The organism is Nocardia nepalensis, assembly GCF_048910785.1.
GTDB lineage: Bacteria > Actinomycetota > Actinomycetes > Mycobacteriales > Mycobacteriaceae > Nocardia > Nocardia nepalensis.
In genome coordinates this window covers 22,580-40,671 of the sequence record NZ_JBKBET010000030.1, presented here as the reverse complement: position 1 = coordinate 40,671, position 18,092 = coordinate 22,580, and the positions used below count along the sequence as shown (strand labels likewise).

The window sequence follows — 18,092 nt, the reverse complement described above, 5'->3', positions numbered from 1 at the left end:
CCAACCCCGCGTCGCCACTGCCGATGTTGAAGTGGTGACGCGGGGCCGTTCGGTCAGGACAGCGTGGTGATGGTGAGGTCGCCGTCGGCGTACTGTGCGCGTAGGCGCTTTTTGTCGAATTTGCCGACGCTGGTTTTGGGGACCTCGGCGATGAAGGTCCATCGTTCCGGCAGTTGCCATTTGGCGAATTTGTCGGCGAGGAACTCGCGTAGTTCTTCGGGTTTGGTTTCGGCGCCCTCGGTGAGCACGATGGCGACGAGGGGGCGTTCGTCCCACTTCTCGTCGGGCACACCGATGACCGCGGCCTCGGCGACGGCGGGATGGCCCATGACCGCGTTCTCCAGATCGACCGAGGAGATCCATTCGCCGCCGGACTTGATGACGTCCTTGGAGCGGTCGACCAGGGTGAGGTAGCCGCTGGGGCTGATCTTGCCGACGTCGCCGGTGCGTAACCAGCCGTTGTCGAATTTGTCGGGGTCGATCTGCGCGCCGTCCGGGGAGTAGTAGGAGCCGGTGATCCAGGGACCGCGAACTTCCAACTCGCCCAGGGACTGTCCGTCATTGGGCACCACGGCGCCGTCGTCGCCGACCAGACGCGCCTGCACGCTGGCGGGGAAGCGGCCCTGGGTGAAGCGGTAGTCCCACTCGTCCTCACCGCTCACGCCGGCGGGCGGGTGGGCGACGCTGCCGAGCGGGGAGGTCTCGGTCATGCCCCAGGCGTGCAGGATCCGCACGCCGTGTTTTTCCTGGAAGGTGCGCATCATCGACGGCGGCACCGCCGAACCACCGACGACCACCGAACGCAGGTGGGAGATGTCCTGCGGTTTCGCGGCCAGTCCGGCCAGCACACCGCCCCAGATGGTCGGCACCGCCGCGGCGAAGGTCGGCTTCTGGGCAGCCATCATCTCCAGCAGCGGGCCGGGCTGCAGGAAGCGGTCGGGCATCAGGACATTCGCGCCCGACATCAACGCGGCATAGGGCAGGCCCCAAGCGTTGGCGTGGAACAGCGGCACGATCGCGAGCACATAGTCGGCCTCGCTGAAACCCATGCTGCCCGGCGAGATCACCTGCATGGCGTGCAGCCAGTTCGAGCGATGCGAATACACCACACCCTTGGGGTCACCGGTGGTACCGGAGGTGTAACACATTGCGGCGGCGGATCGTTCGTCGATCACCGGGTAGTCGTAGGTGTCGGGCTGGGTGGCGAGCAGTTCGGTGTAGGAGTGCACCTGCACACCCTCAGGGGCCGCCAGCGCGGCGGCGTCACCGTTGGCCACGATGACGTGGCGGACGGTCTTCAGGTTGGGCAGATACTGGGCGAACATCGGCACCAGCGTGCCATCGACGATCACCACCTGGTCCTGGGCATGGTTGGCCACAAAGACCAGTTGCTCAGGGAAAAGCCGAATGTTGAGCGCGTGCAGCACCGCACCCATCGCGGGCACCGCGATATAGGCGACCATATGCTCGTTGTTGTTCCACATGAAGGTGCCGACCCGATCACCGACACCAATCCCCAACCCGCGCAACGCATTCGCCAGTCGCGCCGATTCGGCGCCCAGCTCGCGGTAGGTCATGGTGCGCACGCCGGTGCCGGTCCAGGTCGATACGGTGGAATCGCCCATGAACGTCGATGCGTAGCGCAGCAACGTCGCCAACGACAACGGCTCGTCCTGCATGGTGCTCAACATCGGAACTCCTTTTTCTTCGGTGACTTCCCCTCAGAAAGCCAAGTCCGTCTCGGCCACCTGCGGGTCTGGGATGTGATCCGTAGAGCAGCCCCCCGCGAGCAGGGGGCCAGCCAGGTCAGGCCTCGGAGAGGAACGGTTCCACGACGCCGAGGAACTCGGCGGTCTTCTCGATCATGGTCCAGTGGCCACAGTTGCCCAGCACGTGCAGCCGGACGTCCGGAAGGAGTTCCAGCAACGCCCCCGAGGATTCCTTCCACGGCACGACCCGGTCGTCCCGCCCGTGGATCATGAGGGTGGGCTGCGCCACCCGAGTCAACTCGGCACCGGACAGGGCCAGGTCATCGACCCAGCGTTGGCGCGGTTCGGGGAACATCGCTTCCCAGGATTTCGCGACAGCGGGATCGGCACTTGCCCCGTATCGCATCTCGACCAGCTGGTCGGTGATCAGTCCCCGATCGTAGGCGAACAGCCCGATGATCTCGCGCATGTTTTCCCTTCCTGGCCGATAGCTCCAGACCGTGTCGAGCCCTTGCGGTAGCGCCATCGCGACACCCATCGAGCCCATGAGGACGAGGCGACGAACGGACTCGGGGCGCTCGGCCGCGAGCGAAAGGGCGATTGCCCCGCCCATCGAGTTGCCGATGATGTCGAAGGTCTCGATGTCGAGTTCGTCCATCAGCGCGAGTGCGTGCCGGGTCCACGCCTGCCGACCCCACGTTCGCGGCGCACCGGTGGCTGTGCCGCCGAAGCCCAACTGGTCGGGGGCGATGACACGCCGGGTCTGGGACAGGGACGGCAGCACGGGACGCCAGTTGGCCGCGGCGCTGACGCCGGGACCGGATCCGTGCAGGAGTAGCAGCGGTGGCTGTGCGCTCTCGAAGGTGGGCTCCCCGGTGTCGATGACGGCGGTGCGTACCCCATCGACCTCGCGGATCGATGCGGTCAGCTGATCGCTGGTGACGGTCACGTGCTAGCTCCTCGTTGGGGTGGAATGAGTTCCGGTCATCGGGGCCGGACGTTGCGTCGAGACCCGCTTGACCGGGCCCAGCCACATATCGATCGACCCCGGTTCGTCCGGATCGAACGTGCGCGGTCGCCAGGCCGCGTCATCCTCGATGCGCCGCACCCCGAACGAGTACTCATAGGTGAAGCCCTCGGGGCCGAGAAAGTAGAGGAATACCGCTGTCGACTGCGGGTGGCGACCAGGACCCATTTCGATCTGGACGTCGTGCTCTTGCAGGAAGTGCCAGGAACGGAACACGTCGTCGATGGACTCGACCTGGAAGTTCATGTGGCACAGACCAGCGCTCTCGCCCTGGAATACGGCGAGCTTGTGGTGCACGGGATCGATCCGCATCAGGCACGCGGCGTTGCCGATCCAATCCGATACGCGGGCATTGAAATGCCCGTTCCAGAACCGGTAGGCCTCGTGCACATCCGGCGCGTCGAGGCAGAGGTGCCCGAACTCCGTGATGCCGGCCGGCCGAGTGAAAGCGACCGGGCGGGTGATCGTCTCCTGCTGGCTGACCAGCTCGATGCGATTGCCGAAGGGGTCGTCGAAGCCGATGAACTCGGCCACGCGCCGCGAACGAGCCTCTTGCTCCGACCCACGCCGCACCGCGAAACCAGCCCGCTCGAGATCGCTCTCGGCCGCCTCCAGCGCATCCGCGTCGGCGACGGTGAACCCGGAGGCCAGGACCCCCGACTCCCCCTCGACCAGAGCGAGACAGTGGTGGCGCGAATCGGCGCGAAGGTGGGCGACGCCCGGTTCGGTCTCGCCGACCAGCTCGAGACCGACGATGCGAGTCGCGAAGTCGACGGCGGTCCTGAGATCGGCGACTCCTGACCGCACGTAGGCGATGTCGGTCAGCGTGATCATGGGTTTCCTCTCCTGTGGAACCTGCCGAGCGCGCTGTCAGGAGTCGATCGCGTCCGGGATGAGGTTCTTCACCAGCCCCGGTTGCAGATAGCCGGTCTCCCCGTACCGAGCGACCAGCGCCGCGTTGTCGGCCAGCAGCTTCTCGATCGGTTCGGTGAGGTCGATCGCCGCCAGGAATGGCTGGCGGGCGGGCAGCCCGGTCTGCCAGTACACCTCGCACCGGTTGCCCTCGGGATCGAAGAAATAGATTCCGAACGCGTTGCCGTGCGTCACGATCATGTCGAAATCGACACCGTGCTCGATGAATCTGCGGTGGAACTCGAGCAGCTCGGTCAGATGATTGACCCGGAACGAGACCTGTTGAATGAGCTTGGTGTCCTCGTCGGCGCGCGCCACGGTGCGACCCTCGACGAGCTGGAACTCGTGGTGCTCGAAGTTCGGTCGGGCACTGAAGAACCGCATGCCCAGATTCAGATCCTCGTCGGTGACGGTCAGTCCGAGGACGTCGCGGTAGAACGCGGTACTGGTCTCCAGGTCATTGCAGAAAACTCCGAAATGACCGAGTTCAGCGATCGGCATGGTGAACCTTCCTTCCCATTGTTGGCGGCCGGGTCATGTGGTGGTCGATGAATTGCGCCTCGAACGGCTCGGCCGAGGAGTCCACAGGTGGCGGCACTCCTGTTCGCCATTTCGACCGTAATGTGTATGCACTTTTACTGTCAAGGTTTGGATCTTGACGGCGGGCTCAGATTGCATACAGTTTTCGGATGACTTCATTGCCTCCCGCTACCGATCACGACGTGCCGGATCTCTCACGGCTGCTGGGCCGGGAGTACTGGATGGTGACCTCGACCCCCGTAGACGGGACGACCGCGCAGGACATCGCCGCCCTCGCCCCGGCACACATCGCCTGGCTGCTGGACCTCGAGGAACGCCGCCTCGTCTTCCTGTCGGGCCCGCTCGTCAGTGGGCCCGGCGCTGGCCCGGGATCGGGCGTCACGGTCTTACGCGCCGGCGACGAGGTCGAGGCAACCGCCATCGCGTCAGCGGACCCCTTCGTCAAGGCGGGTCTGCGAGCATTTGTCGTTCATCAGTGGCGCCTCAACGAGGGCAGCGTCTCGATGCGCCTGTCACTCGGTCGCGGTACCTACGAATGGCAGTGAGCGAGTTGGGCATACAGCCTTCGCTATGAGGTCCGGGCGGCCGTCAGGTCCAGGGCGATGTCGATGATCATGTCTTCCTGTCCGCCGACGAGTCCGCGCCTGCCGACCTCGAGGAGGATGTCACGCACGTCGATGCCGTATCGCTCGGAGGCGGCTTCCGCGTGGCGCAGGAAACTCGAATAGACGCCCGCATAGCCGAGTGTGAGGGTCTCGCGGTCCACGCGGACCGGCCGGTCCTGTAATGGGCGAACGAGGTCGTCGGCAGCGTCCTGAAGCGCGAAGAGATCACATCCGTGCTTCCAGCCGTACAGGTCGGCGACGGCGACGAGAGGCTCGATGGGGCAGTTGCCGGCGCCCGCGCCATGGCCTGCCAGCGATGCATCGACCCGGGTCACTCCCTCCTCGACCGCCACCACCGAGTTGGCGACCGACAGCGACAGGTTCTCGTGCGCGTGAATGCCGATCTCGGTAGTCGGGCTGAGCGCGTCGCGATAGGCGCGAACGCGCTCGCGGACTCCGTCCATCGTCAGCCGTCCCCCGGAGTCGGTGACATAAACGCAGTGCGCGCCATAGGACTCCATCAGCGCCGCCTGTTTCGCCAGCTCGTCGGCCGGGGCCATGTGGCTCATCATCAGGAAGCCGGACACGTCCATGCCGAGCTCGCGGGCCGTGGCGATGTGCTGCGCGGAGACGTCGGCCTCGGTGCAGTGCGTGGCGACGCGGACGGAGCGGACGCCGAGGGAGTAGGCCCGCTTCAGGTCATCGATGGTGCCGATTCCCGGCAATAACAACGTGGTCAAGCGAGCGTTCTCGATATTGGCCGCGGCGGCTTCGATCCACTCCCAGTCGGTGTTGGACCCGGGGCCGTAGTTCAGGGAGCCGCCGGCCAGGCCATCGCCGTGCGCGACCTCGATGCCATCGACGCCGGCGGCATCGAGCGCGGCCACGATCGCGGCGACATTCTCCGGCGTGATGCGGTGCCGGACGGGATGCATGCCGTCACGCAGCGTCACGTCCTGGATGAACAGGCTGGCGGTCATCGGGTTTGTTCCTTCCGCTGGGCGATGCGCTCGGCCATCTGCACGGCGGCAGAGGTCATGATGTCGAGGTTTCCGGCGTAGGCCGGCAGGTAGTGGGCAGCGCCCTCGACCTCGAGGAACACCGACACCTGATGGGTGGGCACGGTGTCGGTGTCCTCGCGCAGCAACGTGTGCACCGGTTGGCCATCCGGGATCGGGCTGATCTGGACCGCCTGCTTGAGTCGGTACCCGGGCACATAGGCGGCCACGTCGCCGACCATCTTCTGCACCGATGCGGTGATCTCGGCATAGACCGCCGCGTCGGGGGCTTGAACGAGGCACAAGACGGTGTCGCGCATGATCAATGGGGGCTCGGCGGGGTTGAGGATGATGACGGCCTTACCGCGCTCCGCTCCCCCGACGCTGGTGATGGCATGCGAAGTGGTCTCGGTGAACTCGTCGATGTTGGCGCGCGTGCCAGGGCCTGCCGACTTCGATGCGATGGACGCCACGATCTCCGCGTACGCGACCGGCACAACGCGCGCGATGGCCGCCACGACCGGGATCGTCGCCTGACCACCGCAGGTGACCATGTTCACGTTCGCGGCGTCGATGTGCTCCTCGATGTTGACCGCCGGAACCACGAACGGTCCGATCGCCGCCGGGGTGAGGTCGATGAGTCGTTTGCCGTACGACGCCAGTTCGGCCGCGTTGGCCTCGTGCGCCTTGGCCGACGTCGCGTCGAAGACGATCTCGATGTCGTCGAATCCGGCCATGCCGATCAGGCCGTCGACACCGTCTGCCGTGATGGGTACGCCGAAGCGGGCCGCGCGTGCCAGGCCGTCGGAGTCCGGGTCGATGCCCACCATCGCGCCCATCTCGAGGTACTTCGAGAGCCGCAGCACCTTGATCATCAGGTCGGTGCCGATATTCCCGGACCCGATGACGGCGACCTTGGTCTTGCCGGTGCGGTTCATGCTGCCTCTCCTGTGTAGCTGGTGGTGGCCCGGCTGGGGGTTGCGGCACCTGCGAAGCGGGCCTGGACCAGGCCCAGGCCGCCGATCTCGGCGGTGACGTGATCGCCGGCGACTACTGGTGCCATCGGGCCCAGTGCGCCCGAGAGGATGATCTGGCCGGCCCGGAGCGGATCGCCGAATTCTCGGGCGGTCCGAGCGAGCCACCGCAGGGCTTCGAGCGGGTCGCCGAGGCAGGCGGAACCGGTGCCGGTGGACACTTCACGACCGTTGATCCGCATGCTCATGGTGACGTCGACCGGTCGGAACTCGTTCAGGCCGCGGCGGGCACTGCCGATCACGAACAGCCCGCTCGACGCGTTGTCGGCGACAGTGTCGCCATAAGTGATGTCCCACTCGGCGATTCGGCTGTCGACGATCTCCAGGGCGGGCGCGGCGTATGCGACCGCACGACCTACCGAGTCGATATCGAGCGGTCCATCGTCCAGGTCCCTGTCCAGGACGAAGGCGACCTCCGCCTCGATCTTCGGCTGGAGCAGCCGGTCCATCGCCACGACCTGCTCCTGCGAGCATTGCATGTCGGCGAACAGGACGCCGAAGTCCGGCCGGTCGACGCCGAGCTGGGCCTGGACCGCCGGTGAGGTCAGACCGATCTTCCGGCCGACCATGGTGGCGCCGGCGTCGAGCCGGGCGGCGGTCAGGCGCTCCTGGACGGCATAGGCGGCACTGACGTCGGTGCTGCCGATCAGGTCACGGACCGGCGCACAGGGCTGCCGGTTCGCTGCTGCCCGGATGAGGCGGGCCGCGGCAGCCTCGACCGCGTCGGGCCCGGATGCCGGGCTGTTGTTCACGAAGGACATGGGACATACCGTGACCCATGGACGTGCGGTGTGGCGACGATCGAGTTCCGGTGAGCCGAACTCGACTACAGGTCGCCCAAATTGGCCTCAGCGGTGGCCACGTCGACGGCAGCAGTGATCCTCAGCCGTGCTGAACCCCCATGGCCGGTCGGCCGGACTCGTCGGGCTCCGCTGTCACCCAGGTGCCTACGAAAGCAACCTGGGTGACTCGGCGTCTATGGTTGTCACCCCTCAGCGGCATGCGCACCGATCGCCGTGTCCGCAGGTGCGCCAGGGCTCAGCGCAGTAGCCGACGACCACCTTGGCGTCGCATACCTCACCGAGGTCATCCGGAAACTCGACGGTGCCGATGAGCTCGGGCCGGTCGGACTCCAACGGGCCCAGCTGCTTGCCGTCGAGATCCACGACACCCCAATACAGCGTCGGATATTCGCTGCTGGCGACGCAGTGGACATCGATCCGATCGCACTGGCAGGCCGCCCCGCTGTGGTCGTGTCGTCCCGGCCGGAATCCGAGCACGATATTCGCGCTCGGCTCGGTACACGGCGCCTCGATAAAGAGCTGGATCGTCTGCGCCCACCGAACCCGCTTCGCGGGCACGAATGGGAACATCGACCCGGACAGCCGCAGGTCGAGCCTGCGATTCCACGGTCCCTGTTCCGGTTTCGGCACGCTTATGCCCTGCCAGGCATCGGGGAGATCGCGCCGCACATCGAACAACCGCAGCCCGTCGCCGGGAAGGCGGCAGCCAGCCGCGGCCAGCGCGGCGGTGCGCAACGCCGCACCGCCCTCACGCGCGGTGTAATTCAGATGCAACACCACATCACTGAGCGCGCCGAAGTCGAAATAGTTCGTCTCCGGGGGCAATTCGATGCGCCACCGGCCGACCGCACCGGCGAACTCGAACGGCAGGTACCGCTCGTCGCGGAAGTTCAGCTCGAACATCCCCGAATCGTTCTGACCGCTCGAGGTGGCTATGGCCTCGGTCGCGGCGTAGGAACGCAGTACCCGGCCGTCGTCGATGGCGGCGGCATACCCGCTATCTGTAGGTGTACAGCCGCAATCCGATCCGGGTCGCTTGTCACAGCAGACCGCTGGAGCCTTGGCCAGTCGCGGATCGACACGGGTGTGACTACTCAACAAGGTGAGCCGGCAATGCACGCCGGTGTATGGGCCGACTACGCACGGAATGGTTACCGTGACGTTCTTGATCCGGCGCAGGTAATGTCCCGGGTAGTCGACGTCGAACATCCATTCCGGCAGCTCGATCTCGGCATAGCCGGTCGTCTGCAGGTGCACGAAGGCCAGCGGGAACGCCTGGCGCAGCGAAATGTGTTTGGTGAGTTCGTATTCGCGGCAGTTCTCGTCCAGATACGCCTTGTCCATCTGCGCCACCGCGAGTTGCAACCGCTCCCCTGCCATCAATCCGGCGCGCAGGTTGTCGAAATCGTCCGCGCCGACGAATGATCGGGTGGTGTACCCGCGTTCGTAATTGAACGCGCGTTCGGCCTTGCGTGCCGCGCAACGTGCGAGCTCGTACATGCGGAAGTACTGTGCCGCGGTCTCCTGCTGCAAGTACAGGTACATTTCGTGACTGGTGAACTTGTCGCGCAGGAAATCCTGCACTCGGGCGGCGTTTTCCAGTTGGCGTTGCTGAGTGTTCAGCTCGGTCAGTGCCATATCGCGGCGCCGTTCCGCGCCGAGGATCTGCCGTTCGATCTGCTCGATCTCAATGGAGATGACATCGACCTGCTGGCGCCAGTCGGCAAGTCTGCGATCCCAGGAACCCTCGGTATTGCTCAGGCCCGCTGCGGTGTTCGCGTTATCGCTGACGGCGTTCAGGATCCGCGCGGCGGTGGAGAACCCGGCGCCGAGCTTGTTCCCCACCGGCCACTGACTGAACATCAACGGCGTGCCAGCGATACCGGCGATACCGATCCAGAGATCCGGGAACAGGCTGACACCCTGTGCGATCGCCTCCAGCACGTTGCCCGCGATCCGCGAACCCATGGAGACACCGGTGAGTGCCTCGTAGCCGGACTCGCCGGAGTTGAGGCCGCCGGCGATCAGGTTCTGGTAGTAGCGCAACCGGGCCTGAGCGCCCTCCTTCGTCTTGCCGAGCGACTGCACCTGCCAGTCGGCGTCGCGCCACTGGTTGCGGCGCTGTTCCAGGGTGAGTTCGACCAACTGGTGTTCCTGCGTCTGGCGCAGAGCGGCCAGGTATTCGGCATCGGCCTTCTCGTGCGCGGCGAGCAACTGTCCACCGAGCGCTCGCACTTCACCGGCCAGCTCCCGAGCGCGCTGCACCAGAACCGTGAAACGGTATGGCTCGCAGCATGGTTCGCAGCAGCCGTCGGAACCGCAAGCACAGCCGGTGAGCTGCCAGCCGTCGCGGCGCGGGTCGTCGCCGAAGTACCGCATATCGACGCCGGGGGTACCGTCGCGCAGCCCGCGACCGTTCACACACTCGCGGATCGCCGCGAGCCGGTCGGCGGTCCGGTCGTAGAGTGCGAGTAGCCGCGGGTTGAGCGGCGCACGTCGCGGGATGAACCTGGTGACCGTGCGTGCGGTCGAATCATCCTGTGCGAGTACGACTTCCGGGCGCGTACCGAGGAGTCGATCCACCTCGGTGAGGACTACCGTGGCGCGCCGTGTTGCCTCCGGATTGTTGCGGCAGCGCAGCGCGTCGGCCCAGGCGAGCATCGTTTCCAGATAGCGCAGCAGCAACGCCCGGTCGCGAGCGCGTTCAGCATTCACCGGTCCGGTCGGGCAGCAGGTTTGGTCGCGTCGAGCGAGTTCACGCCCGTCGCCGGTGTGCTCGGCCGCGGCCGTGTTGACGCACACCGCCCAGGTGTTGTCTGTCGCGCCCGGAACACGCACCAGCTCATACCATTTCAGCGCGGCCTCGAACTTGCAGTCGGCGCTCAGCGCACCGCCAACTGTCGTGGCGACGGAGAACAGCGTGAGCGGTTCTATCGAAGCGCCCGGACACACATAGGCGAAGAAGGGATGGGCATCCAGCCCGCCGATTTCGCCGCCGGGTGGCACGGCCGGTGGTGCGGCAAGCTGCGGCACCGTGATCGCGGTGTCGGTGGCCAGGTCGTACCGGAAGCCGGGCGGCGTCGGGTCGGCTTCGTGGCCCTTCGGCCGGTGGCCACCGATGACCTGGAAGTGCAGCGAATCGCCCGCTCGTCCGGTGAACACCAGTTTCGCGACGGCTTGCGGATTCAGGACAACCGGTTCGGTCGATCGGCGCGGCGGCTCGAATCGGCCGTCTCGTGCGCGCGACCAGACCAGGTGCACGACGGAGTTGGCCGGCCAATCCAGCAGCGCGGGGAGCCTTTCCGGGCGATGCCAGTCCGATATCTCGTCGGATTTGCCGCGGCCTGCGTCCGCGTCCTGTTGCACCGCGTCGAAGCTGCTGGCGTCCTCCAGCCAGAAGTAGTACTCGTCGACGACGAACTCGGCGGTGTGTGCGCACCTGACACAGCGACCGGTCGAATCATGCTCGCAGACAACGAATCCCGCACCGGCTGGTGGGATACCCGCGGCGGCGACCCGAACGAATCGGGTGCCGAGCCGCACTGCCGCCTTGATCCACAGCGGCAACCGCTCGTGGTCGGTTTCCGACAGTTCGCCCGCGACCACGCCATGCCGATCTGCCTCGCGCCCAACATCAGCAACAGCAGCAGGCTCGCCCTTGGCGGCGCGCACCCTGGCAGCTCCCTTGGTGCCGCCCCGAGCCTTGGCGGCGGCACTCTTGGCGCGACCGCGTACCGTGCCGGTGCCGCGCTCGCCACCGTCGGCATTGCCGCCATCGGCGTTACCATCACCGTCGTTCGAACCGCCATCGCCATCGCCGGTCGGCAGTGCTCGCACGACCGGGGCCAGCCAGGATGGGCGGGCGTCCGCGGGCTCACCGAGCAGGTCCATCCCCTCGGGCAGCGGACCGGGCAGCAGCAGACTGATTCGTGCGGGTTCTGCGGCCTGTGAAGCCGTCAGCCCCGGATGAGCCGGTGGCCGCCGACCGGGCCACCATTCCGTCCCACCCGGCACCGCGACGGTCAGCCTGCGGCGCCGCAATTCGGCCTCTAGCAGGGTGAACGCCTCCACCCGGCGCGCCTTGGCGAGTTCGTCCCACTCGATCCAGTTCTCCCGGTACTGCTCACGCTCGGCGACGCACTGCCAGGTCAGGAAGGATTCGAAGCGGCCGTCCCAGACCTCGGCGAACTCGGCCGTAATGGCCAACCCGGGCTCCAGACCGAGCCTGGCGCGCTGCACGAACGCCTGCGCGCTGCTGATCGCGTCCTGAATCCGACTGGCCCGCTCACTCGTTCCGGTCTCCACGTCCTGCAGCAGCAGATCGCTCAAATCCCTTGCCCTGGTGGCGAATCGACCGGGTGCGAACGGAAGCGAAACCCGATTCATCCCACACAACCAGGAGACGAGCGCGTCACGCGCCCGCACGCGCAGACCGTCGTTGAGCGTCTGCACATCCAGATAGCGCCGGGGCGAATCGTTTTCGAAGCAGCCATCCCGAACGAACCGGGTGAGGTTGTCGTTGCCCGCATCCGGCGCGACCTCGGGCCGATCGGATACCCAGCGAGCCGGTTTCGCATCCTCGATGCGCGATACGCGGAAGCGACGCTCCAGCCGATCGAGCCACATCTCACCGCGCCAGACCCGAACAGCCCATGCCTCGGACTCCAGATCCGGTGTGGCGATGTGATAGTCACCGCCGGCCGCGAAATAGGTCAGTACCAGCGGCGCGTGCCGCACATCCACCCCAAGGTGACGAACCAGCTGCGCCGGATCGTCGGGCTGACGTTCGGCCGCCTCGAGGAAGACCCGCCAAGCGGGCCGTTCCCTGGCCGACTTGGTTTCGGCGCGCAACCCGGTGTAGTCGTAAAGCCGTTCCCACCAGTCGAACAGCGCGGCCTGCCTGCGGCCGCTCACGCCCGCACGCTGGTCGTTCGTCGGTGACCGATACGGATCGGTGACCGGCAGCAGGTCCAGGTCGAACCAGGCGCGATGGGTACCGAACGATGACGGTCCGGTGCGTGGATAGGTCTGTCCGGCAAAAGCTTCCGGATGGTCGAGCAGGTAACCCAATTCGGACTGCGGTTCCCGGGACAGCGTCGCGGCGGACAGGCCCAGCCGGTGCGCGACCAGTACGGACTTGAAGGCCCGCTGGTAGGTGCGTCGGATATCGCGCAGGCTGGAGGTGTAGCGGCCGTACAGGTAGTCCTTGGCCGCACCTTCGACGTCGACGCACTCACCCAGCGGCATGTCGACCGTGTTGCGGTAGAGCCGGCGGTGCGGCACCGCGAGCAGGGTGTCGCCGGTGTCCGGGCCGGTGTATTTGACCTGGAATCCGGTGTGCCGCGGCCGGACCTGTTCCTCCTCGTCGAATCTCGGCTCGGGCTGGTCGAATTCGACGGTGATCTCGTACGCGCCGCGGCGCAGTTCGATGGGAGCCGAATGGCAGTTCGGTGCATCCTCACCGGGCCAGTTGCGGTTCAGTACGATCCATGACCGCTGGCCACGACGCAGGGAGATGCGCCAGCGCAGATCGTCGCAGTGGTCGCAGTCGGGTGCCACGCCCTCGGGAGTCGGCTCCCCCGCGGCGAATTCATACCGTCCGCCGTGCTCCACCAGCAAGCTGCCCGACCAGGTCACCGTGAAAGGCTGTGCGCCGAAGAGGGGTTCGCCGTCCTCGTCGCGCAGGGCGAACCCGTTGCGCGCGGCCACCAAGTTGAGCTGCTCGGGCGTCAACGTCAGGTCCATCGCCGGGATGACGGTGGGCACGGGGGCATTCCACTTGTTGCGTCCCGCGTCGAACATCGATAGCGGACCGCTCAGCTCGCGCCAGGCGTGATCGTGTCCGGCCACCGAGAATTCGCCGAGCAGACCGGTACCGAGCAAGCCGAGCAGCGCGGCGTACGCACCGCCTGTGGGCGCGGTGGGCCAGAGCAGGGCGGGTGGCTTACCGGCATCGTCCTCCCACGGGGTATGCCCGTTGTTCTCGTCACCGTGCAGCGCCCGCAGCAGCCGTGCCGCCTCGACCGCACCCACCTCGGTCATGTGCTGAGGCGCGGCCTCGCGCACATGGTCGGCGAGGTGTTCGGCGATGACCTGGCAGCGCCGATGGAACAGGGCGAATTCCCTTTGCACAAAGGCGAACCGGGTCTGCTCGTCCGCTTCGTGGACGAGAGTGTGCACGGCGGCCTCGAACGATCCGAACAGCAGCGCGAACGGCACCAGCGCCGCACGTGGCGCGAAGTACAACTCCGACACCGCTTTTCGCTCCACCTCGGTGAGCGGCCGCAGATGGCTGAGCCGCTCCGCGAGCGCCGCGTCGTCCAGCGGGAGTTGGGTCCACAGCGTCTGCGTCGCGATATCGTAATGCAACGGCCCGCCGGGCTCGGCGTTCCACATGGCGGGCGTGGTGTCCGCCGCGGCCAGCGGCGTAGTGAAGCGCCGCCGATCCGCCGGTACCGGTGTCCCTTCGCGTTCGAGCGCCGACGGGAAGAACCGCTCGGCGACCGACCGCAGCGAGTCGGCGGGAACGGTTGGCAGGTATCCGAATTCATCGGCCAGTGCGGCGGCGATCCGGGACAGCGTCCAGGTGCCCGCGTCGTCGACGGTCACCTCGAGCAGTTGGCGGCGCAACGCCCAGAGGCCGTGGCCGTCCTCGTCGTCGGGCAGGCCCAGCGGATCGTCGAGCGATTCGTTCTGCGTCGGCAGCGGGAATGGATCGTCTCCATCGAGGTGGGCATCGGCGAACAGGAACAACACCTCGCCGACGGTGAATTCGGACAGGTAGATCTTCAGGAGCACCTCGGCGAAGCGCAGGGTGCTCGTCGGCTGGGCATACCAGGTATCGGTGGCCACATCCGGATCGAATCCGGCCAGCCGCGACAGCGGAGCCAAATTCTGGGCCATCAGCTTGGCCAGCTCGGGCTGATCGGCAAGTTCTGGACGGACACGTTCGGCGGAGTCCTCGACGCCATCGATCAGCGTTCGCAGCGCCCAGTTCCAGTGGCCCGAATCGGGGCCCGCCCACAGTGCGAGCAGATGGGTGCGATCGGCGCCGACACCGGACGGGTCGGTCGCATCAGGATCGACCAGCGGCAGGCACAGCACGTCGCGCAGCACGAACAGTGCACACAGTTGGCGCAGGAACTGCGGGTTGACCTTCGGGCCGTGGAACAATTCCAAGACCGTGCAGATGTCCGACAACTCGTCGAAAGTCACCGTGGTGGCCGGATTCTCGCGCAAGCGGCGCCAGAGCCGAATGAACACGGCGAGTCTGCGAAGTGCGTCGGTGGTGCTGTGATCGCCGAAATCGATGGTCAGGTCATCCGGGCAGCACGGCTGGCATGGCGGATATACCGGCCCCTCGCCGTCCTGCGATCGCTCGCCGGGGCCGCCGCCGGGGCCGAACGGCACGAACCCGCACTCCCACAGCGCGAGGAACTCGCAATAGTCCAAACCGGTGCGCCGCAGGAACTCCGGTACCTGGCGCACCACGTCGAGCCAATCCCCGTCGCCGTCATCACCTTCGCCGCCGTGGTCGGCGGGGAATCCGTAGACCTCGCGTAGTACCAGTCGTCCCGGCGTCGCGACATCGGCGATATCGTTGCGATAGAGCAGCTCGGACTCCTCCGGAGTGATCCGCAGGTACTCCAATGCGAGCGATAGCCGCAGCGGAAGACGCCATTGGTGCCGCACAAAGGTGTCCGGCTCGTGTTCGGCGTCGATCGCGAATTCGGTGATGTCCTTACGGAAGTGGCGCATGGCCGAGTACCTGCTCGACCCCGTGGCCTGCAGGTAACTGCGATTGATATCGAGCGCTTGCGGATAGGGCAGCGTCGGATTGCTGAAATCGGAGCGCAGCACGTCATAGGCCGCCGGAACCTCGACCGGGGTCGCGGGCGAAGAATGTTGCGGCAGTGCGGCAAACAGGGTGTCCGGGTCGTGTGCCCACGGATCCCCACCGACGCTGCCGTCTGTGGACAGTCGATGACCGGCCAGTTCGTGTGTGGCGGTGTCATATACGGCCCCCGAGCCGCCCGTCGGCTGCGACACCAGTGCCTCGAGGCTCTCGTTCACCAGATCGATTACGGGAATCTGTGTCGTCAGATCGGCTTTGGTCGCGTGGAGATCGCCGACCGGGCCCCTGCGGGCCGCGAGCATGGCCCCGAGGTCGGCATCTTCTCCGTGGGATCGCGGGTTCTGGCAGGTGGACCCCGCTGAAACCTGAAGCAATTCGTGCAGGTAGGCAACCGGGCCCAGCGGTGAAAGATGTTCGGGCGGAATGCAATCGATCAGCGAGCCATCGGAATTTACCGATTGGAACGGGCCGGGCGGCGCCGGCGGATACGGTTCGAACTCCGTCGCCTGGTGATAGATCGCAGCGGCGAAGTTGTAGGCGACCGAACCCGACAGCGCGAACCTGAAGTCGGCGAGCGAGAGCCGGGCGACCTGAACGGCGTCGGTGAATCCGCGGGCATACAGTGCCTCGATCAGCGAGAACCGCAGGTCGTCCGCACCGATATCGGTGAGCACCCACAGCTGTCGAATCGCGGTGAGTGCGAACGTAAGCCATCGCTGGGCGGCCGGATCATCGGGGAGCACCTGTGCGACGGCCGCGTCCAGTGCGGCCGGATCCGGGTCCGCGGCGAAGGTGAACGCGGTGCCACCGGAATGGGACGGATACGCATTCGCGAAGGCTGCGAAGACGTCCCGGCCGGATCGTCCGAGCATCGGCGGTCCATCGTTGCTCGGGTTCTCCGCATTGCCGGCATCTTTATTCACCGTGAAGAATCGGCGCAGATGGCGGATGAACGCCTCCGTGCGTTCCTCAGGTGTGCCGGGGGCGGTAAACGGTGGCAGTAGGTCACTGCGCGCGGCGAAGAAGTCGCGCCACTGCTTGTCGGTGACCGCGACCAGCTTCGCGACCGTGTCGATACCGAGCGGTGGCTGCTTCAGCGCCTTGATCAGGTCCGCGGAATGCTCAGTGACGGCCAGCAGCAACAGATCCAGATAGGCCGCGGGCCGCTTGGTGGTCGCCTCCGGCTGCCAGAAGTCCGCGTCGATGGTCGCGGTCGGCTTGTCGTGTGCCAGCCAGTCGGTTATCAGTGCGTCGATCGGAGCGGTCAGCGGGACCTCCGCCAGTCCGCTCGTGCCGCCGAGCGCGTGCAGCCGCCGCGCCACCTGGATGGCCGTGAGCGCAGTGCCCGACACCGTCGAAGGTACTGCGGGCGTGGTGATCACACCACCGTCGCGGGCCGCCTCGATGGCTGTCAGTAGTTGCGGTTCGAGAGTGAGCCGCGCCATATCGAATCGTTGCTCGGGACCGACCTGGCTCGGCACCTGTGCGGCCAGCGCGTAGAAGTACGCGGCCGGGACGACGAAACTCGGCTTCAGCCCCGCCTTTTCGGTCGCTTCGGTCAGCACTACGCCGGCGGTAGGTACCGTGGTCGCCGTCCCGGCACCGGTGATCAGCGGGAAATCCAACCGCGCCCGGCCCGCGGCGATGCTCAACCGTTCTTCGGCGATGGCCGCCGCGGCCGAGTAGACGAAACCGGCCAGCCGCAGCGCCTCCGCCTCATGCGTGCCGTAATAACCGTTCAGCTCGGCATCGAAACGGCCCCTTGCCTTTTCGATGTTGTCGTCGGTGATATACGGATCGACCTTCGGTTTGGTGTAGAGCGCGCCGAACGGATCGAATCCGAGTGTGGGATCCGGCTGCGGCGGGGGGAAAGCGGTTCTGTTCCAGACGATTTCGTTGGCAATCTGGCGACACTGCGCCGGGGTCAACGGCGCCGTGTCCAACAGTGTCCCCGTGGCGCCGCCCGGATCCTTGGCCAGGACCTGGTCGATCGCCTTGACCAGCTCACTGAACAACGGCGGCTGTCCGTCGGGCGGCAGGTCTACAAAGGCCAGGTTCGGATCGCGTCCGGCGGCGGACGCGGGCAAGGTGACGAATGCGCTCGCCGGCGCGTGGAAGTAGTCCGTCTGGTCGGTCGACAGCGTTCCCCGGGTGGTGATCGCGACGTTGTAATGCACGCGGCGCTGGGCGATGACGAGACTGCCCTTGCTGAGCTCCAATCGCAGATCGTAGGAGGTCGACGTCGGGTACTCCGCGGAGGTATGTGCCGGATCGACCACGATGACCGCCGTCGCCGCCGATTCCAGGCGTCTGACCTTCGGCTTCGGCGGGCCCAGCGGATCGGGCGGGTCGGCCGCATCGATGTAGTGCTGCAGGATCTGGGTGTTGTTGATATCGACCGAATTGTCGACAGTGCTGGCCAGGTGCGGATCCGCCAACCCAGCGGCTTTGCCGAGCAACGCACCCTTGACGCTGTCGGCGAAGCTCAAGTCGTATGCGGTGATCTTCAGATCGGTCAGAATGGTTTTGAAGTCATTCGGAGCCATCGGTTCCGACGGCGCAAGCCGCAGAATGATCAAATCGGGCACGGTTCCTCCCCAGCCATGAGC

The 18,092-nt window shown here is 66.3% G+C and carries 9 protein-coding genes; 1 reads left to right on the top strand and 8 read right to left on the bottom strand.

Annotated features, from left to right (window positions below; translation table 11 throughout):
- Positions 1-53: 53 nt before the first annotated feature.
- From ACHQ4I_RS24755 to ACHQ4I_RS24740, 4 genes are all read right to left on the bottom strand, one after another.
- Complete coding sequence (locus tag ACHQ4I_RS24755; RefSeq protein WP_420770359.1) at positions 54-1,691, bottom strand: long-chain fatty acid--CoA ligase; 1,638 nt, start codon at positions 1,689-1,691, stop codon at positions 54-56.
- Between the two features lie 115 nt (positions 1,692-1,806).
- Positions 1,807-2,658 carry an alpha/beta fold hydrolase gene (locus tag ACHQ4I_RS24750; protein WP_420774228.1) on the bottom strand — a complete coding sequence of 284 codons (852 nt, stop codon included), beginning with the start codon at positions 2,656-2,658 and terminating at the stop codon, positions 1,807-1,809.
- Positions 2,659-2,661: 3 nt separating this feature from the next.
- Positions 2,662-3,570, bottom strand: a complete 909-nt coding sequence (locus tag ACHQ4I_RS24745; protein WP_420774227.1) for a VOC family protein — start codon at positions 3,568-3,570, stop codon at positions 2,662-2,664.
- A 36-nt stretch (positions 3,571-3,606) separates the two neighbouring features.
- Positions 3,607-4,149 carry a VOC family protein gene (locus ACHQ4I_RS24740; RefSeq protein WP_420774226.1) on the bottom strand — a complete coding sequence of 181 codons (543 nt, stop codon included), beginning with the start codon at positions 4,147-4,149 and terminating at the stop codon, positions 3,607-3,609.
- A gap of 188 nt (positions 4,150-4,337) precedes the next feature.
- Between ACHQ4I_RS24740 and ACHQ4I_RS24735 the strand changes: the two genes are divergently transcribed.
- Positions 4,338-4,733: a YciI family protein gene (locus ACHQ4I_RS24735; protein WP_420774225.1), complete on the top strand. Its 396-nt coding sequence runs from the start codon at positions 4,338-4,340 to the stop codon at positions 4,731-4,733.
- 23 nt (positions 4,734-4,756) lie between these two features.
- Here ACHQ4I_RS24735 and dmpG read toward each other — a convergent pair whose 3' ends face one another.
- The 4 genes from dmpG to ACHQ4I_RS24715 form a co-directional block, all read right to left on the bottom strand.
- On the bottom strand, positions 4,757-5,773 hold the full coding sequence (gene dmpG, locus ACHQ4I_RS24730; protein ID WP_420774224.1) for a 4-hydroxy-2-oxovalerate aldolase: 1,017 nt from the start codon (positions 5,771-5,773) through the stop codon (positions 4,757-4,759).
- Positions 5,770-6,729: an acetaldehyde dehydrogenase (acetylating) gene (locus tag ACHQ4I_RS24725; protein WP_420774223.1), complete on the bottom strand. Its 960-nt coding sequence runs from the start codon at positions 6,727-6,729 to the stop codon at positions 5,770-5,772. The genes dmpG and ACHQ4I_RS24725 overlap by 4 nt, the downstream gene beginning before the upstream one ends.
- On the bottom strand, positions 6,726-7,586 hold the full coding sequence (locus tag ACHQ4I_RS24720; RefSeq protein WP_420774222.1) for a 2-keto-4-pentenoate hydratase: 861 nt from the start codon (positions 7,584-7,586) through the stop codon (positions 6,726-6,728). Before ACHQ4I_RS24720 ends, ACHQ4I_RS24725 begins: the two co-directional genes overlap by 4 nt.
- A 231-nt stretch (positions 7,587-7,817) precedes the next feature.
- Positions 7,818-18,071, bottom strand: a complete 10,254-nt coding sequence (locus ACHQ4I_RS24715) for a Tc toxin subunit A-related protein (protein ID WP_420774221.1) — start codon at positions 18,069-18,071, stop codon at positions 7,818-7,820.
- Between the last annotated feature and the right edge of the window lie 21 nt (positions 18,072-18,092).